At 52.8% G+C, this 21,235-nt stretch carries 18 protein-coding genes; 12 read left to right on the top strand and 6 right to left on the bottom strand.

Annotated elements, in window-relative coordinates; all coding sequences use genetic code 11:
* Nucleotides 1–460: 460 nt before the first annotated feature.
* Nucleotides 461–1,657, bottom strand: a complete 1,197-nt coding sequence (locus M2108_RS19240) for a beta-ketoacyl-[acyl-carrier-protein] synthase family protein (protein ID WP_277470980.1) — start codon at nt 1,655–1,657, stop codon at nt 461–463.
* Nucleotides 1,658–1,666: 9 nt separating this feature from the next.
* Nucleotides 1,667–1,942 carry a hypothetical protein gene (locus M2108_RS19235; protein WP_277470979.1) on the bottom strand — a complete coding sequence of 92 codons (276 nt, stop codon included), beginning with the start codon at nt 1,940–1,942 and terminating at the stop codon, nt 1,667–1,669.
* Between the two features lie 255 nt (nt 1,943–2,197).
* Between M2108_RS19235 and deoC the strand changes: the two genes are divergently transcribed.
* The 4 genes from deoC (at nt 2,198) to M2108_RS19215 (ending at nt 6,683) form a co-directional block, all read left to right on the top strand.
* Nucleotides 2,198–2,875, top strand: coding sequence for a deoxyribose-phosphate aldolase (gene deoC / locus M2108_RS19230; protein ID WP_277470978.1), 678 nt, complete (start codon nt 2,198–2,200; stop codon nt 2,873–2,875).
* A 106-nt stretch (nt 2,876–2,981) separates the two neighbouring features.
* Nucleotides 2,982–3,500, top strand: a complete 519-nt coding sequence (locus M2108_RS19225; protein ID WP_277470977.1) for a GNAT family N-acetyltransferase — start codon at nt 2,982–2,984, stop codon at nt 3,498–3,500.
* 502 nt (nt 3,501–4,002) lie between these two features.
* The gene (locus M2108_RS19220; RefSeq protein WP_090714569.1) at nt 4,003–5,295 is read left to right on the top strand and encodes a homocysteine synthase; all 1,293 of its coding nucleotides are present in this window, start codon (nt 4,003–4,005) and stop codon (nt 5,293–5,295) included.
* A 575-nt stretch (nt 5,296–5,870) separates the two neighbouring features.
* The gene (locus tag M2108_RS19215; protein WP_277470976.1) at nt 5,871–6,683 is read left to right on the top strand and encodes a hypothetical protein; all 813 of its coding nucleotides are present in this window, start codon (nt 5,871–5,873) and stop codon (nt 6,681–6,683) included.
* Nucleotides 6,684–7,488: 805 nt separating this feature from the next.
* Here the strand turns inward: M2108_RS19215 and M2108_RS19210 are convergent.
* Nucleotides 7,489–7,632, bottom strand: coding sequence for a hypothetical protein (locus M2108_RS19210; RefSeq protein WP_277470974.1), 144 nt, complete (start codon nt 7,630–7,632; stop codon nt 7,489–7,491).
* Between the two features lie 425 nt (nt 7,633–8,057).
* Between M2108_RS19210 and M2108_RS19205 the strand changes: the two genes are divergently transcribed.
* The 4 genes from M2108_RS19205 to M2108_RS19190 all read left to right on the top strand — a co-directional run bounded on the left by M2108_RS19205 (nt 8,058) and on the right by M2108_RS19190 (nt 12,027).
* Nucleotides 8,058–10,022, top strand: coding sequence for a heavy metal translocating P-type ATPase (locus M2108_RS19205; RefSeq protein WP_277470973.1), 1,965 nt, complete (start codon nt 8,058–8,060; stop codon nt 10,020–10,022).
* A gap of 269 nt (nt 10,023–10,291) precedes the next feature.
* The gene (gene trxB, locus M2108_RS19200; protein WP_068729713.1) at nt 10,292–11,233 is read left to right on the top strand and encodes a thioredoxin-disulfide reductase; all 942 of its coding nucleotides are present in this window, start codon (nt 10,292–10,294) and stop codon (nt 11,231–11,233) included.
* A 24-nt stretch (nt 11,234–11,257) separates the two neighbouring features.
* Entirely contained in the window at nt 11,258–11,491 is a 234-nt protein-coding gene (locus M2108_RS19195) for a glutaredoxin family protein (protein WP_068729715.1), read from the top strand.
* Between the two features lie 95 nt (nt 11,492–11,586).
* Nucleotides 11,587–12,027 (top strand): GNAT family N-acetyltransferase, encoded by a 441-nt coding sequence (locus M2108_RS19190; RefSeq protein ID WP_280777147.1) that lies wholly within the window; start codon nt 11,587–11,589, stop codon nt 12,025–12,027.
* A 35-nt stretch (nt 12,028–12,062) separates the two neighbouring features.
* On the opposite strand, the gene M2108_RS19185 is transcribed toward M2108_RS19190, so the two are convergent.
* The 3 genes from M2108_RS19185 to M2108_RS19175 all read right to left on the bottom strand — a co-directional run bounded on the left by M2108_RS19185 (nt 12,063) and on the right by M2108_RS19175 (nt 14,345).
* Entirely contained in the window at nt 12,063–12,740 is a 678-nt protein-coding gene (locus M2108_RS19185) for an HAD family hydrolase (RefSeq protein WP_277470972.1), read from the bottom strand.
* Nucleotides 12,741–12,850: 110 nt separating this feature from the next.
* Entirely contained in the window at nt 12,851–13,057 is a 207-nt protein-coding gene (locus M2108_RS19180; RefSeq protein WP_277470971.1) for a hypothetical protein, read from the bottom strand.
* A 130-nt stretch (nt 13,058–13,187) separates the two neighbouring features.
* Nucleotides 13,188–14,345 carry an ROK family transcriptional regulator gene (locus M2108_RS19175; protein WP_277470970.1) on the bottom strand — a complete coding sequence of 386 codons (1,158 nt, stop codon included), beginning with the start codon at nt 14,343–14,345 and terminating at the stop codon, nt 13,188–13,190.
* Between the two features lie 289 nt (nt 14,346–14,634).
* Between M2108_RS19175 and xylA the strand changes: the two genes are divergently transcribed.
* The 4 genes from xylA to M2108_RS19155 all read left to right on the top strand — a co-directional run bounded on the left by xylA (nt 14,635) and on the right by M2108_RS19155 (nt 21,231).
* Nucleotides 14,635–15,954 (top strand): xylose isomerase, encoded by a 1,320-nt coding sequence (gene xylA / locus M2108_RS19170; RefSeq protein WP_277470969.1) that lies wholly within the window; start codon nt 14,635–14,637, stop codon nt 15,952–15,954.
* A gap of 145 nt (nt 15,955–16,099) precedes the next feature.
* Nucleotides 16,100–17,596: a xylulokinase gene (xylB, locus tag M2108_RS19165; protein WP_277470968.1), complete on the top strand. Its 1,497-nt coding sequence runs from the start codon at nt 16,100–16,102 to the stop codon at nt 17,594–17,596.
* 164 nt (nt 17,597–17,760) lie between these two features.
* Nucleotides 17,761–19,311, top strand: a complete 1,551-nt coding sequence (locus M2108_RS19160; RefSeq protein ID WP_277470967.1) for a response regulator transcription factor — start codon at nt 17,761–17,763, stop codon at nt 19,309–19,311.
* A 114-nt stretch (nt 19,312–19,425) separates the two neighbouring features.
* On the top strand, nt 19,426–21,231 hold the full coding sequence (locus tag M2108_RS19155) for a sensor histidine kinase (protein ID WP_481856928.1): 1,806 nt from the start codon (nt 19,426–19,428) through the stop codon (nt 21,229–21,231).
* Nucleotides 21,232–21,235: the final 4 nt, after the last annotated feature.

Raw genomic sequence — 21,235 nt, 5'->3', positions numbered from 1 at the left:
GCCGCAGGCCGAAGCCTCGGCAGGCATGCCTGCAGACGCTGAGACGGTGTCAGTGCAGCGGATAAAGGATTTTGGCGGAATTGAGATTACCTTTTATACCCTTCCGGGAGATGCGGACTATGTATATGCTGCCCTCAGGACAACTTCAGCCCTTTACAGCCTCGGTCCGGCCGGTACCTATAATTACCGTAAAGAAGAGGATCTGAATGCAGCCGCGGTGCGCGTTTTTAAAGGTATAGCTATAAAAATCACCGGAGGACTGGGTGCCAACTCAACGCTCAGCAGTTACTACACAATTGATAAGAAGGGAATACCTTCGGGAATCCTTCAGGTGGACACCGGACATACCCGTGAAGCTGATGTTGACCGGGATGGAAGTGCTGAAGTGGTGTCTGCTCACGGTACGCCCATGGCTGCCTATGTGTACCGCTGGCATGACGGACATGCCGAGGAGGCTTATCTAAATGATGCCCTGCAGGCAGATTCCGTGGTGCTGAGGGACGATCTGATCTATGAAGCCGCTGATTTGGGTGAATCCGCAGCAGAGGAATACCGGCTTACTTCCGAAGGCCTGAACCTGCAGACTCCATAGGCAGCAGGTGTATTTTGCCCGAGGATTTATTTTCTGAGCGGATCGGGGCTGAAGCGACGCATATCGTGGGCAGGAGAAGGCACCGGGCATCAATTTGTATATAAAAGAGAGCCTGCCCGCAAGTTGATTTCCGGGCAAGGCTCGATAAACAGCTTCATCGGCAGGCTTGTCCGATCTGCTGGTCGCTGTATTACCGAACTCGCCGCCAACATAGATGAACCTTTCAGCCTCAGCTTCCAGGCCAAGGCCTTTTTGGATCAGCTCGATATTCTTCAGCGAAAACTGCGAAAGGCAAAACGCGGAAATATCTCCGGCAGCAAGACCGTTCCGCTCCAGCAGTTCCTTAATGTCATTAACCGCTGCTTCAACACATACGGAACCGTCGAAGGGATTCCAGCGGAGCTTGAAATCATCCTGCGTTATGCCCTCCCGGTAAATGCCGGACAGTCCGCAGGCCGGAAAGGTAATGCTCTCCAAGATTGCGGAATCGGTATAGTATATGGAGTCCTTGAAGCCCGAAGCTTCCGGGGTCCGCTCCAGAATGACAGCAGCGGCATCCCCGAAATTGGGATATGTAATCTTATCGTCTGTCCTGCAGTTAATGGAGCTGTAGTCGCTGCCGACAATCAGCGCGTAGCGGATGCTGCGGTTAGCCTGCATATAGCGGCTGGCCTGCTCGACAGCAGTCACCATTCCTGCACAGTTGGCATTGGAATCGAGTGTAATAGCACGGTGCTTGCCGCCAAGCCGGTGATGCAGCAGCAGGGCATTGGTCGGGTACGTATATTCCGGTGTCTGTGAGGCGAATACGATCATATCAAGATCCTCACCCCCCAGCCCGGCATCGGCCAGAGCTTTTTGTGCTGCCTCATAGCCCATGGTTAAAGCATTCTCATGTTCATCCTTAATAATATACCTGTGCTCACGGCCCATCATTTCCAGAAACCTCTTGATATCCTTGCCTTGGGCGGCGAAGTGCTCCAAGTAATAATCATTGTCTACCACATGCTGCGGATGATAATAAGCGGCATTGCAAATTCTGATATTGTCACCGGTATGCTCCATGAGCTTCACCTACACTTCGATAATTTCGTAATTTTCAAGTTTTGTGCTGCGGGCGACCCGGCTGAGCTGCATTTTGAGGATCGGGCTCTTGGTGATGGTGAAGATCACCTTTTTGAAGCCGGACTGCTGATACAAAAGATAGCACTGCTCCAGCATAGGCAGGACATCAGCAGTGGAGACATTCAGCTTGGTGCAATCCAGCACAATGTCGTACCGGGAAGGGTCGAACTGGCTCGCAGTCTGATTGTATTCCTGGATAAAACGTCCGGCATCCTCCTCCGACATTGTTCCTTCCACCTGTATATTTAGAATAGCTTCTGCGGAATTTGTTGCAAAATTAAAGCTTCCCATCTGTCCAAACATCTCCTTATCACTAGATAAATGTTAAAAAAAGGTATTCATAAATTAGTAAATAGGATTTAGATTTTATGCCGTTAAGCTGCCGGGAAGGATGCCGGATGCCCTTTTGCTTTCCAAAGCAGGCCACTATTGGTATGATTACAAGGTGTGAAAACATCTACAACCATGGAGGAATTAACAATGAGTGAGAACACAATATCCCGGATCATAGATCATACGCTGCTCAAAGCGGATGCCCGCAAGGAAGATATCATTAAGCTGGCGGAAGAAGCCAAAACCTACAAATTTGCGTCTGTCTGCGTCAACCCGGCGTGGGTGGCAGTAGCCCATGAAGTGCTGAAGGATACTCCTGAAGTCAAGGTATGCACCGTAATCGGCTTCCCGCTGGGAGCTTCAACTCCGGAGACCAAAGCTTTTGAAACAACCAATGCGATTGCAAACGGTGCTGGCGAAGTAGATATGGTCATCAACATCGGCGCTTTGAAGGACGGGGACGACGAGCTGGTGCAGCGTGATATCGCAGCTGTTGTTGAGGCGGCACGCGGCAAAGCGCTGACCAAAGTCATTATCGAGACTTGCCTCCTGAGCGAAGAAGAAAAGGTTCGCGCCTGCAAGCTTGCTGTAGAAGCAGGTGCAGATTTCGTGAAAACTTCGACGGGCTTCTCTACAGGCGGGGCAACGAAGGAAGACATCGCGCTGATGCGTGCAACCGTAGGTCCTGACATCGGTGTAAAAGCTTCCGGCGGCGTACGCAGCAGCGAAGACGCGCTAATCATGATCGGAGCGGGCGCAACCCGGATCGGAACGAGCGGCGGGGTAGCCATTGCCAAGGGTGAGCAGAGCCAGAGCAGCTACTAATAAGCAGTTTTTTTAGCGGCAGGACAAGCAGGGGAACATTATTCTTTATTGTTCTCCTGTTTTTTTATATCAGGAAGGTGAATTTGGCTGGTCGGGAGGAAGACGGATGGCGGAAAAGTTTGTTTTTCCGGAGCTGGAAACGGAGAGGTTATACATAAGGGTGTTAAAAGAAAGCGACAGTGCAGCGGTGTTCCGGCATTTTGCGGATGGAGAGGTTACGCGGTATATGGACATTCCCCCGTGCAAAGATATGGCGGAGGCATCAGAGATTATCCGGTTTCACACCGAGGATTCCGGCTGCCGCTGGGGAATCTTTGATAAGGCAAGCGGGCAGCTGGCAGGAACCTGCGGTTTTCACTGCTGGGTAGCCGGTACGCAGGCCAGGGCAGAAATCGGCTACGATCTGTCTACAGCCTGGTGGGGCCGGGGGTTCATGACAGAAGCGATTACACAGGTGATCCGGGTGGGCTTTGAACAAATGGGGCTGGAGCTCATTGAAGCAACTGCCGATCCGGCAAATGAGCGCTCAGCCCGGCTGCTGGAGCGGCTGGGCTTTCAACGCAAGGAGGAGCTAGTAGACGGCCTGGTGTATTATTTTTTGCCGAAGCTGCAGGCAGGAGTATAATTGGGAGTATTGTTTCGCAGGTGGAGTGCTTGGAGGAAACAGGGCAGAGTAGTGCGAGTTAGCTGTGGGCAGTCGGCTGATGAGCTGAAAGCAAGCGGGGAGTTGTGCCGGGAGGCGGCAGATGAGCTACAGGTGAGCTGCAGGTGGCGAAAGGTAGGCCGGGAAGCGGCCTATGAGCTGAAACCAGGCAGGGAGCTGAGCGGGGGATACAGCCATACGTTTATATCCACTGCACACATAGGGTATTTGGTACACTTAAAACGGTTAATTTCTAATGATTGTTGGATATAACTGCAGCAACAAAATGTAAGCGTGTACTTTCGTGCGGATTTAGGCTAATCTGGAGGGAAGAGCATGGTTAGAATGGATGTTTTATAAATATAATAAAACACACCGGATTAATAAGAATTTTTGCTTCCCAAATAACATCATTTGTGAGAGAATAGTTACAATTCTTAATTGTTAATGTTTGCCACTAATGATCACAGGGGAGGAAATACCAATGTCAGAAGACCGTAAGCTGTCGTTCGAAACTTTGGCTGTTCATGCCGGCCAGGAGATTGATCCCACTACACTATCGCGTGCAGTACCGCTTTATCAGACCACTTCCTATGGTTTCCGGGATGCCGAGCATGCTGCCAATCTGTTTGCACTGAAGGAATTCGGCAATATTTATACGCGCCTGATGAATCCGACTACGGATGTGTTCGAGCAGCGGATTGCTGCTCTTGAAGGCGGTGCAGGCGCGCTCGCGACGGCTTCCGGACAGGCGGCCATTTCCTTCTCGATTTTGAATATTGCCGGTGCGGGCGATGAGGTTGTATCCTCAGCGAGCCTGTATGGCGGAACGTATAATCTGTTCTCAACCACGCTGCCTAAGCTGGGAATTAAGGTCAAGTTCGTGGATTCCGATAACCCGGAAAATTTCCGCGCTGCCATTACGGATAAGACCAAGGCGCTTTATGCCGAGACCATTGGTAATCCGCAAGGGAATGTGCTGGACATTGAAGCTGTTGCAGCAATTGCCCATGAGCATGGCATTCCGCTGATTGTTGACAATACATTCCCGAGCCCGTACCTGCTGCGTCCGATTGAGCACGGGGCAGATATCGTGGTTCATTCGGCCACCAAATTTATCGGCGGACACGGCACTTCCATTGGCGGCATTATCGTTGACGGCGGTAAATTTGACTGGAAGGCAAGCGGCAAATTCCCGGGCCTGACCGAACCGGACCCGAGCTATCACGGGGTCGTGTACACGGAAGCGGTAGGACCGATTGCTTATATTATCAAAGCACGTGTCCAGCTGCTGCGTGATCTGGGAGCCGCGATTTCACCGTTTAACTCCTGGCTGCTGCTGCAGGGGCTTGAAACGCTGCATCTGAGGCTGGAACGCCACAGCCAGAATGCACTCCAAGTGGCGCAGTACCTGGAAAACCATAAAGATGTAGAGTGGGTCAGCTATGCCGGTCTGCCGAGCCATCCTTCCTACGCGCTTGCGCAGAAATATCTGCCTAAGGGCCAGGGGGCCATCCTCACCTTTGGTATTAAAGGCGGCACTGCCGCCGGCGTCAAGCTGATTGAGAATGTGAAGCTGTTCTCCCACCTGGCTAATGTCGGCGATTCCAAGTCGCTGATCATTCATCCTGCCAGCACCACCCACCAGCAGTTGTCCGCTGAAGAGCAGACAGCTGCAGGCGTTAAACCTGAGCTTCTGCGCCTGTCGATCGGTACGGAAGCAATCGATGATATCCTGTATGATCTGGAGCAGGCCATCGCTGCAAGTCAGCAGTAAGAAAAAATCAGTTTGCGGCAATAGGAAGGGTCTCTACCGTGCTCGCCTTTGTTCAGCCTAAAGATTAGGGCTGGATGAAGGGAGGGCGGCAGAGATTTTTTTTGTCTCCGGCTGTACGAAGCTTGGTGTAGCCAGAGCACTCTTATGCTCGCTGATTATCATTTTGCTCCGGGTAACATGCTGTTGTATGCCTGTTAATTGAGACCGTTTGCATATTTCCGGGGCTGCTTCAGTATTTATAAGATGTAGAAATGTTAAATGCCGGAAACAGCATGGATCTGCAGGACACATCCGGCAGCAATCCAAAGCCAAAAAAGGTGGGTGCGGTGATGAAGGGTGAACGACAGCAGGATCACAATCGCGATAATGGGGAGCGCCCGTTCAAGTATAGTGCTGCTGACCGGGCGCTAGGAGTGGAGATGAGTCAGGCTGCATCTGTAGCTTCCGCTGCCGCGGAGTTTATCACCGCAGAGAAGGCGGGCAGGGGGGCGGAACCGCCCGGCCGTGCCTATCTAAGGCGGACCGGAGAGCGCCCTGCCTTCCTGGTATTGCGTGAGGGGCAAGGAGACCGGCCATTGCTGCGGGATGAACCGGGCGCCTTCCCGGCTGGACCATGCCTGATCCGGAGTGAAGAATGGCTTCAAACGCCGGAGCTGGCCGGATTATATGAATGCTGGCTGTATAGCGAGGATGCGCTGCAGGCCGAGCGCACCCTGCAGCGCATTTATTACCGGCTGCGGGCTGCTTCCGCTGCCCTGCTGGAATCGGCGGACAGCATCTGGGCCGCTGTCACACTGCTGCACACGCCGGAGCTGGCAGTCCGGCCCGGCAAGCTGAAGGAGCTGCAGGACGTGCAGCTCGAAGCCCTGTTCGCCGCCGTGGCGGCGAACCAGCGGCTGGGCAGCGACAGCCGCATCGATCTGCTGGCGCCGTACCCCGCCAGCAGCGCCGAATTCGCGGTGCAGCGCGAATTCATCGAGGACGTGGCCGAGCAGACTCTCGGCCACGCTTACGCGGCGGCGTGCAGCATCGGGGCGCGTATCGCCCCCGGTATGCCGCCCGCCGCCGCGGGGGAAATCGCGCGCATCGCCGATTTCCTGGTGCTGGACGGCGCGGCGGAGCCTGCCGCGCCGGAGGAGCCCGCCGCCGCGGACTTCGTCCTGGCGGCGGAAGCCGTGCTTGCCGCCGTACGGCGCGTGAAGCCGGCGGCTGTGGTGCTCGCCGCCGGGGCGCCGGCGGCGGGAGCGCTTGCCGATCTGTACCGGATCGGCATGAGCGGGATCTTCTGCAGCGCCGGCCAGCGGACGGAGGCGCTGCTGCGGGCGGCCTGCCTGACCTGGATGGCCCGGCAGGACAACACCGACACAGCCGCCGAAGGATGGCTGTAGGCTTGCAGCCCTGAGTTTTACCTGTCCTCTTCTGCATACAGCCAGTTGGGCCCTTGAACTCTGCAGTATAGTGCCAGAATACAGCTAATGCGGCTCCTGAAATCTGCAGGTAGTACCACCTGTATACAGCTAATATAGCTCCGGAACTCTGCAGGTAAACCGCTCTTATGGCAGCCCAAAGTTTCGCTGTGTTTTACCCTGAGCACTATACTCAGATAGAGGCACAACATAAGAATCAGCTGCTTTTATTCAACAGGCGCACCTAATAAATTAGCCGGCCGCTAGTTTCAGAAGGGAAGGCCTCATCTTTTTCTGCAGCTGAACTTTGTACAGCTGTTCATCTCATCCGGTTTAGCCCCAGCAACGGGGAATAAGTGCACTTCAACAATTCATACACTTGTCTAGGCGGTATCCTGCTCAAAAGCGGATGCCGCCTTTTTAATTGCGAAGAGTACAGCAGATGAGCTGAAGCCGCCGGGAAGCCGGAACAGGAGTGGACGGAATGCGACTATGTTGTATTTATTACTCGGCAACCAATCCATAGGGCCCGCTAATCTAACTAAGTGGAAAAACACCATCTATTTCAGGGCTATATACGAAGAAGATGCGATTAGGTGGATAAACGCCACTTAATTCTACGGTTCAAACTCCAAATGGAGCTTACGGTCAAAAATAAGTGTTGTTTTTCCACCTAATGACCTGAAATGCCGAGAAACACTCAAATTAGTTGGCGAAAATCCACTTAGATGCAGGGTAGCCCTCGTCCACTTAATTCTCAATAAAAAGTGTCATTAATTTAGTGTCATTAATTCCCCTCTACAACTCCCACTACAACTCCCACTACAACTCCCACTACAACTCCCACTACAACTCCCACTACAACTCCCACTACAACTCCCACTACAACTCCCACTACAACTTCCACTACAACTTCCACTACAACTCCCACTATAATTCCCTCTACTTTCTCTGCTCTTTGCTTACATCCAGCTAATCACCAAGCAACCGGGGAATAACCGGTTATGAGAGGGCTTGTATAAGGTTATATAGAGCCCCTGGTTATTAAAATCCGTAAATCTGGCACATTCATTCAGGCGTTCAGGCTAATCGCGGGGTTTACTTTCGCGCATAAAGTGGTATAGTATAGGTATAAGTTGCACTGAGGAAATATATTTGCAATAGTACAACAATGATTATCATTCTCATTTATCATGCTGTCCCGGCTGAGCCGGGGCAGCATGTGTCATTTTAGGGGCTGTAATAATGGCTCTCATTCTCAGTAAGGCTGAACAGGCATTTAACCAGTTAGCAGCCGGCAACTGCCGGCCACACCCCGGGGTTCATCCCCCAATACATTCAGGAAGGTGATTAACTATGCAAGCAACATCCAAACAACTCCCTAAATCAACAGCCCGCCAGGGCACCGGGCAGCAGCCCCGGGCGCCTAAGCCGCGGCGATTTGATCCAGTCGCCATGCTGGGCAATCCGGAAATGCAGGCTGCACTCGGCAGCGGTCTGCTGATGCTCATTGCCTGGGCAGCCAGCGGCTGGTCGGAGGTGCTGTCCATAGTGCTCTATGTAATCTCCTATACAGTAGGCGGCTGGATCAAGGCCAAAGAAGGCGTGGAGACGCTGGTCAAAGAGCGTGACCTCGACGTCAATCTGCTGATGATCGCCGCTGCATTGGGGGCGGCATCGATTGGCTACTGGAATGAGGGCGCGATGCTGATCTTTATTTTTGCCATGAGCGGAGCGCTGGAGAGCTATACAATGGAACGCAGCAAAAAGGATATCTCCGCACTGATGGCGTTGAAGCCGGCAACGGCGATCCGCATTGAGCAGGGAGCGATGAGTGAGGTACCGATTGACCAGCTGGCGGTAGGCGATCTGCTGCTGGTCCGTCCGGGTGAGCTGATTCCGGCGGACGGCAAGGTATGCCGGGGGGAGTCGTCGGTTAATCAGGCCTCCATCACCGGCGAATCGCTGCCGGTTGAGAAGGCTGCAGGCAGCGAAGTGTTTGCAGGCACTGTCAACGGAGAAGGTCCGCTGTATATTGAGGTTACCACTTCTGCTGAGAACACACTTTTTGCCAAGATCATCCGGATGGTTGAGGAAGCGGAAACGGAAGTGCCGGATTCGCAGCGGTTCATTAAACGTCTGGAGTCTGTTTATGCCCGGGTTGTTGTTATCGCTACTGCAGCATTGATTACCCTGCCGCCGTTTGTGCTGGACTGGAGCTGGAGCAATACCTTCTATAAAGCGATGGTGTTCCTGGTGGTCGCATCTCCGTGCGCCCTCGTTTCATCGATCATGCCCGCCATGCTGTCGGCCATCTCCAAAAGCGCACGCAAAGGCATTTTGTTCAAAGGCGGCGTCCATCTGGAGAATATGGCAAAGGTGAAGGTGGTCGCTTTTGACAAGACGGGGACGCTGACTGAGGGTGTGCCGCAGGTCACCGATCTGATTACAGGAGAAGGCTACAGCCGTGAAGAGCTGCTGGCCGTCAGTGCTTCCATTGAAAAGCTGTCCCGTCATCCGCTGGCAGAAGCCGTTGTCCGGCTGGCCGAGGAGGAGCAGGTGGAGCTGTACAGCACCGAAGAGAACAAGTCCATAACCGGCTGGGGAATTGAAGGACGCATTGACGGCAGGCTGTGGAGAATCGGCAGATCGGACATCCTCGATGAGCAGGCACCAGCGGAGGCTGCCGGTCATGCACAGTGGACAGCGGCCCGGGCGCAGCTGGAGAGTGAAGGCAAAACCGTTTCCCTGATCCTGGAGGAGGAGCGGATCGCCGGGATGATCGCTCTGCAGGATACGGTGCGTCCGCAGGCGGCAGCCGCTGTGCAGAAATTGCATAGGCTGGGAGTCAAGGTAGCGATGCTGACAGGAGACCGGAAGGCTGCGGCAGGTGTAATGGCCGGCAAGACGGGAGTGGATCTGGTATTTGCCGATCTTTTGCCGGAGGATAAGGTTACACGGATCAAGGAGCTGCGCGGGCAATACGGGCAGGTCGTGATGGTCGGCGACGGCGTTAATGATGCTCCGGCACTCGCAACGGCTACAGTAGGCATCGGTATGGGGATGAAAGGCAGCGGCGCTGCACTGGAAATTGCCGATGTTGTATTGATGAATGACAATATCGAAGAGATTGCTTCGACCATTGAGCTGGCCCGCCGGACGCAGCGGATTGTGAAGCAGAATATGATTTTTGCGGTGACAGTGATTGTTACGCTGATGCTGAGCAACTTTTTGCAGGGGATTGCTCTCCCGTTCGGCGTAGTGGGCCATGAAGGCAGTACCATCCTGGTCATTCTGAACGGGCTCAGGCTGTTAAGATAATGAGGCTGCGAACAGCGGATATATTCCGGGGAATGGGCCAATCCGAACATAAAAATCATTAGTTCAATCTATATAATCAGGGTAACAATCCTGCTTCCAGAAAATAAATTGCTTAAAATTGAATTGTTCACAAAAAAGGTCCATTCACACGAGTCTGGCATATTGACATATTCCCTTGAGATGATCATAATAAATACTACATTATAATTATTTTAAATAAGCATTTGCAGATCCGGCGCTCAGCCGTCCATCTCAAGGAGGATATCATTATGTACAAATCCATTATTGTTGGTACCGGACCGGCCGGACTGACTGCTGCTATTTATCTGGCCCGTGCCAACCTGAACCCGCTGGTTATTGAAGGCCCGCAGCCGGGTGGACAGCTTACTACTACAACTGAAATTGAGAATTTCCCGGGATTCCCTGAAGGGATTATGGGTCCGGAACTTATGGATAATATGCGTCAGCAGGCTGAGCGCTTCGGTGCGAAGTTTATTACCGGCTGGGTGAACAGCGTGGAGCTGGGTGACCGCCCGTTCAAGCTGCATGTGGAAGGTATGGGTGAGCTGGTAACAGATACCCTGATCATCTCCACCGGTGCAACAGCCAAGTACCTCGGCATTCCGGGTGAGCAGGACAATATCGGCCGTGGCGTCAGCACATGCGCTACCTGTGACGGATTCTTTTTCCGCGGTAAAGAGATTGTCGTTGTCGGCGGCGGAGATTCCGCACTTGAGGAAGCAGGCTTCCTGACCCGTTTTGCATCCAAGGTTACCCTGGTACACCGCCGTGAAGAGCTGCGCGGCTCCAAGATTATGCAGGAGCGTGTACGCGACAACAACAAAGTAACCTGGGGTCTCAACCGCACTCCGCTGGAAGTAGTAGCCGGCGATAAAGGCGTAACCGGACTTAAGGTGCTGAACAATATAACCGGTCAAGAAGAACTGATTGAAGCAAGCGGCGTATTCGTAGCCATCGGGCACCATCCGAACACTTCTTTCCTCGGCGGACAGATTACTACCGATGCTAACGGCTACATCGTGACCAATCCGGGCACTTCCGAAACGAACATTCCGGGCGTCTTCGCTTGCGGCGACGTACAGGATACCCGATACAGACAGGCAATTACTGCAGCAGGCAGCGGATGTATGGCAGCTATGGACGCCGAGAAATACATCGAAAGCCTGGAACACAGCGCTGTTATTCTGTAAAATTCTTTTAGGAGGGAACATCCGATGGAAAATGTAATTGTGTACACATCCACCAATTGTCCGCACTGCCGTCAGGTCAAAAGCTTCCTGAGTGAAAAAGGCGTACCCTACGAGGAGCGCAACATTGAGCAGAACGATGATTTTGCCCAGCAGGTATGGGATATGGGAATGAGAGCAGTGCCTGTAACGGTGATCGGCGATTTCAAAATCGTAGGCATGAACAAAACCCAATTCGCTAAAGCACTGGCAACTGTATAAGCAACCGTTGTTCATTATAGAATATGTACCGGCCGCTTCCTTAAGGGGGCGGTCTTTGCTTTCGCTATTCCAACTTCAATGGGGGGCTGTGTGTCTTGTTGATATGCTTAAGGGATTATTGGAACCATGACGCGGTGATGGAGCTGCTTGCCCTGTGTATGACTGGTGGGAAAGAGGCTGCGGAACAGGAGATGAACCGGTATTTTACCGGTGATTCGAGGGAGCTGTTCGGCTGTTTTATAAATGGTGAGCTGAGCGGAATCATAGGGCTGCAGCGGCATAGTGAGCATATGGTAGAAATCAGGCATATTGCCGTGAAGCCGGAATGGCAGGGCAAAGGAATCGGGCGCGGGATGATTGAGGAGATCGGCCGGGCGGCCGGAGTAGAGACAATTAAAGCCGAAACAGATCATGAGGCTGCCGGATTCTACAGAAGCGCGGGCTTTGCCGTTACCAGCCTGGGTGAAAAATACCCCGGAGTGGAGCGTTTTGCCTGCGTATTGTCCGTAAACGCGCTGGCGCAGAGCAGAATGTGAGTTCTTTTAACTGGAAACCTGGATCCATTAGATTATCAAGATGATTGGGTTATGTAGTGTAGTATTATATTTACCAGTTCCTCTAAATCATCCACTATAGCATCAGCATCAGGAATAGCATTAACCGGCCCATTTCGTTTCCAGACTGCCTTCATTCCAGCGTCACGGCTTGCCCGTATATCGTTATCAGGATGATCTCCAACAAATAGAGCTTTTTCGGCGGTTACTCCAAGTTTAGCGAGTGCACGATTGAAAATAGCTTTATCAGGCTTCCGCAGTCCTTCCCATTCAGATATTAGTACCTCGTCAAATAGATGTTCAATGTGTAAGGCCTTGAAATTATCATATTGAAATTGGCCAAAACCGTTTGAGACCAAGGCTAACTTTATGTCTTGTTTCTTTAATGCGGTAAGCATTTTTAGAAGGTTCGGAAAACCTGTACAATGCTTATGAAAGTTCTTTATGTAGTCATTTAAAAGTAATGCCCAGTCGATGTTTTGAATGGGGAATTCATGTAGAAGCTGTTGATATACTTTATCCTTCCATACGTATCCATGATTATCAAGTTCAATAAAACGTTGAACAAAGATCTCTTCGTCAATGGTTTGAAGCTCCGGGTAACGATGGTATTGATCTCTGACAAATAGTAGTAGTGATGAGTCCCGGTCTAGCAATGTTCCGTCCAAATCAAAAAGAACCGCTGCGATAGTCATTATTTCTGTGTCTCCTTTGGACTCAATATTTTAAAAGGCCATGCCGTCCCTTCCGGGACAGTATGGCCTTTTCTCTTGGACCCGCATGAACATCCATCCGGTAATATACGTTAAGCAAACATATGGGTGATAGACATGACAACCTGAAAAACGCCATAGACAGCGGCACCGCTAATAATCAGCAGGATGCCTGACTTTTTCTTCGATTGAAACAGGCGCAGTACACCGAGGCTGACCAAAGGAGCGATAATGAGTAAAAGCAGCAGCACAGTGATGAACATCTGCGCCGAAATGTCAGATGTATCAACATAGGTCATAAACTCACTCTCCGTTCAGGGAAAACCAGTGTGACATATATCACACTTATATGAATTTAATTATAAAACATTCCTGTTGTTTTTGCTGCACCCAAGCTGCCCTAATTGCGGCAATTTTACGTCAATTTATTTATAGGGTTACCCGGATATTGCCAAGAAAATGCATGACGGCCGAGAATCCGGCACCGATTACGGTTCCGCGGCTCCCCAGGCGGGAGAAGGTAATCTCCAGCTGCTGCTTGTGGTAGGGGAGCGTGCGCTCGGCTACGACCCGGCGGAGCGGCCCGCCCAGCCAGGGCTCAGCTTCCGATAACGCTCCGCCGATAACAATCAGCTCCGGATTGAAGCTGTTGATCAGATTGGTTACGCCGATCCCCAGATATTCCCCGATCGAGGCGAAGTGCTGCAGAACATCCGGCTGCCCGGATATGGCGTGACGGACAAGCTCACCCGTTGTGCGTGCAGGCAGGGAGAGGTCCGGATTGTCATATGTTTTCTCCGAGGCATACAGCTCCCAGCACCCACGGCTGCCGCAGCTGCAGGGCTTGCCCTGCGCCTCAATCGTCATGTGGCCGGTCTCTCCGGCATAGCCGCGCGCGCCCTTGTACAGCTCTCCGCCGATAATAATCCCCGAGCCGATCCCTGATCCGGCACTGATGTACAGAAGGTGCCGCACATCGCGCGCCGCACCGAAATTGAGCTCGCCCTGCGCACCGGCATTCGCTTCATTGTCAATGGTAACAGGCACCTCGAAGCTGCTCTCCAGCATGCCCCGCAGATCGACCATTTCCCAGCCAAGGTTGGGTGCGAACAGCACAATTCCGTCATCCACCATGCCCGGAACACCTACGCCGATCCCTACAAGGCCATAGGGGGAAGGTGGAGCCTGGGCGATTAGTCCGCTGATAATGCGCTTCATCTGCTCGAGCACATAAGGGAAATCATGTGCAGCCAGCGGGTAGTCCACTTCCTGCAGAACGCCTCCATCCAGATCGCACAGCACGGCGGTCAGCTGCTTCACCCGCAGCTCGATGCCGATGACGCTGCCGGCCGCAGCATTAAAATGCAGGATCAGCGGCTTGCGTCCGCCGCTGGACTCCCCGGGCCCGGCCTCGGTAACCAGCTCCTGGGTACACAGCTCGGCAACGAGATTGGAGACGGTGGCTTTATTAAGGCCGGTCATCTCGGACACCCTGGCCCGCGAGACGGGGGCGTGCATGCGGATTGTATGTAGAATAAGCGACTTATTGATCTTTTTGACCAGTGCCTGGTCGGCAGTAACCTTCACGCATTACACTTCCTTTTTTGACAACGTTCTCATTAACATATGACCTTTAGTCTAGTGCGATGTCTCTTAAAAAGCAACAGGCTTTGCAGCAGCAGTCCTGAAAAAAGGCCGAAGCTGATTGCCGCCGGTAGAACGCATACGTGCTGCAGTAGGCGGGTACTTTATGGTCAGGTTCCGCCGCGAAAAAAAGTTTTTAAAACTTTGTTTAACCAATATACAAAGTCAGAGAGATGTGTTAAGATGATGCTGTAAACGCTTGCGGGCGAAGCAGAATAGAGGAGGATTACTAATGGCTTATTTCGAAACAGTGGGCAAAATTTCTTATGAGGGCAGCCGTTCCACCAACCCTTACGCATTCAAATTCTACAATCCGAAAGAAATCGTAGCCGGCAAAACGATGGAAGAGCACCTGAAATTTGCAATGGCATACTGGCATACATTAACAGCAGGCGGTTCCGATCCGTTCGGCGCTGAAACAGCAGTCCGTTCATGGGATAAGCTGAGCACACTGGACAAAGCTAAGGCACGTGCAGAAGCCGCTTTTGAATTCATGGAAAAGATGGACCTGCAATACTACTGCTTCCACGACGTAGATATCGCTCCGGAAGGCGCATCCCTGCGTGAGTTCTACAGCAACATCGACACCATCGTTGACATCCTTGAACAGGGCATGAAGGCTTCCGGCAAAAAACTGCTGTGGAACACAGCCAACATGTTCACCAACCCGCGCTTCATGCACGGTGCAGGCTCCACCTGCAATGCCGATGTGTTCGCACACGCAGCCGCACAAGTGAAGAAAGGTCTGGAAGTCGGTAAACGTCTGGGCGCTGACAACTATGTATTCTGGGGCGGACGCGAAGGCTACGAAACGCTGCTGAATACGGATATGTCTTTTGAGCAGGACAACATTGCCCGCCTGTTCAGCATGGCAGTAGACTACGCCAAGGAAATCGGCTTCGACGGCCAGTTCCTGATCGAGCCTAAACCGAAAGAGCCTACCAAACACCAATATGACTTTGACGCGGCAACCTGCATCGCCTTCCTGCAGAAATACAATCTTGAGAAGCACTTCAAGCTGAACCTTGAAGCCAACCATGCCACACTGGCAGGACACACCTTCGAGCACGAGCTGCGTGTAGCACGCATTAACGGCATGCTGGGATCGCTGGATGCGAACCAGGGCGATCCGCTGCTGGGCTGGGATACAGATGAATTCCCTGCAAGCATCTATGATGCTACCCTGACCCTGTATGAAGTACTGAAGAACGACGGACTCGGCAAAGGCGGTATCAACTTCGACTCCAAGGTACGCCGTCCTTCCTTCGAGCCTGAGGATCTGTTCCTGGCACACATCTCCGGCATGGACGTATATGCCAAGGGTCTGAAAGTGGCTGCCAAGCTGATCGAAGACCGCGTATTCGATGACTTCATCGCTAAACGCTACAGCAGCTTCACTGAAGGCGTAGGCGCTGACATCGTATCCGGCAAAGCTACCCTGGCTTCCCTTGCCGACTATGCGCTGAACAATGAAAATCCGCGTCCGAACCAGTCCGGACGTCAAGAGCTGCTCAGAGCAACTCTGAACCAGTACATTCTTACTGTAGAGTAAGCAGAACTGCCGGGAACCAGCGGCTCTGCTGCCGGTTCCTCTATAACTAACGCAACGGGGGTTGCTGAAGAAGGCATTCTTCGGCAGCCCCTTTTCTTGTTTTAATGAATCGGATATGCTACATATTATTTTTAGGAGGCTAACTATGAAATATGTAATCGGTGTCGACCTGGGAACGAGCGCGGTTAAGACGGTACTCGTTGACCCGCAGGGGAGGGTAGCCTTTGAGCATTCGGAAGCTTATCCGCTTAGCAGACCGCAGCCGAACTGGAGCGAGCAGAATCCCGAGGACTGGGTGCAGGGAACGCTGGTCAGCCTGCGCAGGCTGATCGAAACGTCGGGTGTTGATCCGTCACAGGTAGACGGGCTCAGCTTCTCCGGCCAGATGCACGGGCTGGTGCTGGTGGACAGCGAGGGCAAGGTGCTGCGTCCGGCTATTCTCTGGAATGATACGCGGACTACGGCGCAGTGCCGCAAGATCGAGAAGACGCTCGGAACGAAGCTGATCGACATCGCCAGAAATAAGGCGCTGGAGGGCTTCACACTGCCGAAGATTCTCTGGGTTCAGGAGAACGAGCCTGAGGTGCTGGAGCAGGCTCATCAGTTCCTGCTGCCTAAGGATTATGTGCGCTTCCGGCTGACCGGCGATTATGCGATGGATTATTCCGATGCAGCGGGAACCTTGCTGCTGGACGTGGGCGCGAAGCAATGGAGCCCGGAGATTGCTGAAGCCTTCTCCCTGCCGCTGTCCTTGTGCCCGAGACTGGTGGAATCGTTCGAGCAGACCGGCACGCTGCTGCCTGAAATTGCCGGGGCTTCCGGGCTGCTGACTTCGACGAAGGTATTCGCCGGCGGTGCCGACAATGCCTGCGGCGCGCTGGGAGCGGGAATCCTCGGCGAAGGCCGGACCATGTGCAGTATCGGCACTTCCGGTGTTGTGCTGTCCTATGAAACCAACAAGGATCTTAACCTCGAAGGCAAGGTTCACTTCTTCAACCACAGTGAGAAGGATGCCTTCTATATCATGGGCGTAACGCTGGCGGCAGGTCACAGTCTCACCTGGTTCAAGGAAACCTTTGCGGCTGAGAAGAGCTTTGATGAGCTTTTGTCCGGCGTACCTTCTATCCCGGCAGGCAGCGGTGGTCTGCTGTTCACCCCGTACATCAGCGGTGAACGCACGCCGCATCCGGATGCCAACATCCGCGGCAGCTTCATCGGCATGGATTCCGGCCATACACTGGCTCACTTTACACGTTCGGTGCTGGAGGGCATCACGTTCTCGCTGCGTGAGTCAATTGAGATCGTGCGTGAATCGGGTAAAGAAATTACGGAAATCATCGCCATCGGCGGCGGTGCCAAGAATGAAGCGTGGCTGCAGATGCAGGCTGATATTTTCAATGCTTCCATTATCAAGCTGGAAAGCGAGCAGGGGCCTGCAATGGGCGCAGCTATGCTGGCAGCGTACGGCAGCGGCTGGTTCGGATCGCTGGGTGAATGCGCCGAAGCGTTCATCCGGCCGGCAGAAGTATTCAAACCGAATGAGAAAGAGGCAGCCGTCTATGACGGACTGTTTGCTCTTTACCAGGAAGTATACGGACAGACCCGCGGTCTTAACGACAAGCTGGCGGCATACCGCCAATAACAGCTGAAGCTTAGCTGCGTTAAGCGGACGGACACTGATAATCACTTGAGGTTGCTATCAATAATCCTTTTTTTCTCGCAGAAACGGTTACCGCCTTCTTACGAAGGACGGCATAGCCGTTTCTGCTTGTTTCCGGATTTGTGTTATAGGGGGGCTGAGAGCTGATGATAAAAGTGCTGATTGTGGATGATGAGCCGAAGCTGAGGGAAGGGCTGCGCAGCCTGATTCCATGGGAAGATGAGGGCTATACCGTTGTAGCGACGGCGGCGAACGGATTCGAAGCGCTTGAGAAGTATAATACTTTTGCACCCAAGCTGGTTGTCGCCGATATCCGGATGCCGGGAATGGACGGCCTGGAGCTGATTACAGAGCTGCGCAGGCAGAACGCGAAATGCCATGTGCTGATTCTCAGCGGCTATGCCGACTTTGAATATGCCAAGCGGGCGATTTCAAACCGTATTGACGGGTACCTGCTGAAGCCGGTCGATGAAGACGAGCTGATCTCTTATCTGCGGGAGATGCGTGTGACAATCGGCCAGGAGGAGATGCTGAGCGTCCTGCAAAATGTGGTGGACGAGAACAGCCGTGAAGTCTGGCTGCGCGGGCTGCTCCAGCCCGGCCCGGGGGACATCAGTCCACTGGAAGCAGCTGACAAGCTTAATCTGCAGGGCGCAAGTGAGGTTGTACTGCTCAAGCTGCTGAAGCCTGCGAAGGGAGAGGACGGCAAGGAAGAACGGGTCCGCAATGAATTGGAACGGCATTGGCAGCCGGAGGAGGCAGAGTTCTTCAGCCTTCCGCCCTATGCCGGCCTGCTGCTGAAGGCGCCGCTGAAGGATACAGCTGCCCGCACAGCGCTGTGGCAGGAATTAAACCGGGTTATCTCCAGGGAGGGGCTGGACTTCTATGCCGCATCCGGAGGGGCTGCTGCAGGTCCGGAGCTTATTGCGGCTTCGTTCACAGCGGCCAAAGGGCTGCTGGAGCATGCTTTTTTCGGACGCAGGGAGATTCTGTCCGGCGGATTCATGGAGCATTGGGCGGAAGCGGCAGTGGAGCCTGCCGAAGAACAGGGGGAGCCCGGCGATTCCGAGCGTGATGAGGAGATGGAACTGCTGCTGGCGGTCGAAACAGGAAGCACGGAAATCCTGCCGCCGCTGGTGAAGCAGATTATCAGCAAGCTGGTTGAGGCCCGGCATGACGAAGCCTATATCAAAGACAATCTGATCCGGATGATCAGCAGCACCATTGCCCGGCTGGAGGCGGCTAACCCCGAGGTGCGCACTCTGATCAGCGGGAATATCTCGCCGGCGAGCGAGGTGTATAACAGCTTTTATCTGATTGATATTCACCAGATGGTTGCAGATTATCTGGAGCACCTGGCGCGACAGCTGAACAGCGGCGGGCGGGGCGATGAAATCAAGCGGATTACCGATCTGATCCAGCGCCGCTATAACGAGAACCTGAAGCTTGGGATGCTGGCGCAGATTTTTAATTATAACAGCGCGTATCTGGGCAAAATGTTCAAGAATCAGATCGGTGAGCATTTCAATACGTATCTCGACAAGGTGAGAATTGAGAAGGCGAAGCAGTTCCTTGCCCAGGGCATGAAGGTGTATGAAGTGGCTGAACGGGTCGGTTATATGAATGCTGATTATTTTAACGCGAAATTCCGCAAATATGTCGGTGTTTCACCAAGCGCCTTCCGCAAGGAGCAGTAAGCTGCGCCTACGGGCTTGCCGAACGTGAAGCACAGGTTTATGATAGACGGGCTGTTCCCCATCCGCAGCGGATGAGCGGGGCAGCCTGTTTGCCATATCCGGGGGAGGATGAAGATGAAGCAGCTTGTGAGCCTGATTAATAATATGAAGCTGAAGTATAAGCTGATGATGTTTTACGTGGTTGTGGTTATGATTCCGGTGCTGATTGTCGGGATTATCCTGATCAGCTATTTCCGCAACGCCGCGCTTGATAGGGCCATTGACCAGGCAAGCAATAACGTGGAGAAAATCAAAAGCCAGATGTCCAGCAAGCTACGTGTGCCCACGGATATCTCCAATCTGCTGTTTTTTGATGATGCGCTTGAAGTGCTGGTAAATACGAAGTACCCGAACATTCTGGAGCTGACCAAAGCTTACATGGACTATACCGATTTTAAGGAATATATGCTGCAGTACCGGGAGATCGCCAATATCCGCTTTTTTATCGATAATCCGACGCTTGTGAACAACCTCGCGATTACTCCGCTGACCTCCGAGACGGAAGAAAGACCCTGGTTCAAGAAAGTGATGGAGACCAAGGGCATCTACTGGCTCTATATTGATGATAAAGAGGAGTTTCTCAGCACAACCAAGGGAAGCATTAACAAGCTGAGCCTGATCCGGCAGGTGTCTTACCCTGAATACAACAGCACCGGTGTCATTATGGTTCAGGTTAATCAGAATGAGCTGAATAACATGCTGTCCCAGGAGCCGTTCGAGACGATCATTACAGACGAGCAGGGATATATTGTAGCGGCCAAAAACCCTCAGCTGGTCGGCACGACGCTTGCCTCTTTTGATATCGGCGTCAATCTGGAGAGCCAGACGGACAAGGTAATCCAGACTCAGGTCAAGGGCGAAGACTCCTATGTGATCCTGGATGAGATGAGTCCCGAGCTCAGCATCAGCAAGCTGAAAATCATATCCGTCTTTGAAACCAAGAGCATTCTCAGCGGTGCAAATAAGGTCAGTGTGCTCGGTCTGCTGATTATCAGCGGGGTTCTGCTCGTTGCTCTCGTGATGGTGTATATTATCTCTCTGCTTACGACGAACCGCCTGCTGCGGCTCAGCCGTCAATTGAACCAGGTGGCCCTCGGTAATCTGAACATTGTATCCCACATCGACGGTACGGATGAAATCGGCCAGCTCTCGCGCCAGTTCAATTACATGGTATCCAGCATCAACCAGCTGATCAGCCAGGTGATTGAATCCAACGAGAAGAACAGCAGGCTTGAGATTGCCCAGCGCGAGATCAAGCTGAAGATGATGGCCAGCCAGATCCATCCGCATTTTCTGTTTAATGCCCTGGAGTCAATCCGCATGAACGCCCATCTCAAGGGTGAGAAGGAAATTGCCAACATAGTGCGGCTGCTCGGCAAGCTGATGCGCAAAAATCTGGAGGTCGGGCGGGAACGGGCTCCGCTCAAGGAAGAAATTGAGATGATCCGCTCTTACCTGGAGATCCAGAAATTCCGTTATGAGGACCGGCTGATGTATGAGATTAACTTTGATGCCAAAGCAGCAGAGGTGCTGATTCCGCCGCTGATTATCCAGCCGCTGGTCGAGAATTCCGTCGTTCACGGGCTGGAGAATAAAGAGGGGACGGTGCAAGTGTATGTCAGTGTGACGATGCAGGAAAATGAAATTCAGGTCAATGTCAGCGATGACGGGGTCGGAATGTCCAGTCAGCGCCTGGCTGAGATTCTGGAAGTGATTACCAAGGCGGAAGAAGAGCAGCGGAGCCGGATCGGCATGCGCAATGTGCATCAGAGACTGGTGCTGTATTACGGGGAGCAGCATGGGCTTAAGATTGCCAGCGAAGAAGGACGGGGTACGGAAATATCTTTTTCCATCCCGAGTGATAGCGATTACAAACAGTAGTTCC

The sequence above is a fragment of the Paenibacillus sp. PastM-3 genome (assembly GCF_029893965.1).
GTDB lineage: Bacteria > Bacillota > Bacilli > Paenibacillales > Paenibacillaceae > Paenibacillus_AQ.
Note: the sequence above shows the minus strand (reverse complement) of the source record. Positions and strands in the feature narration are given on the sequence as shown.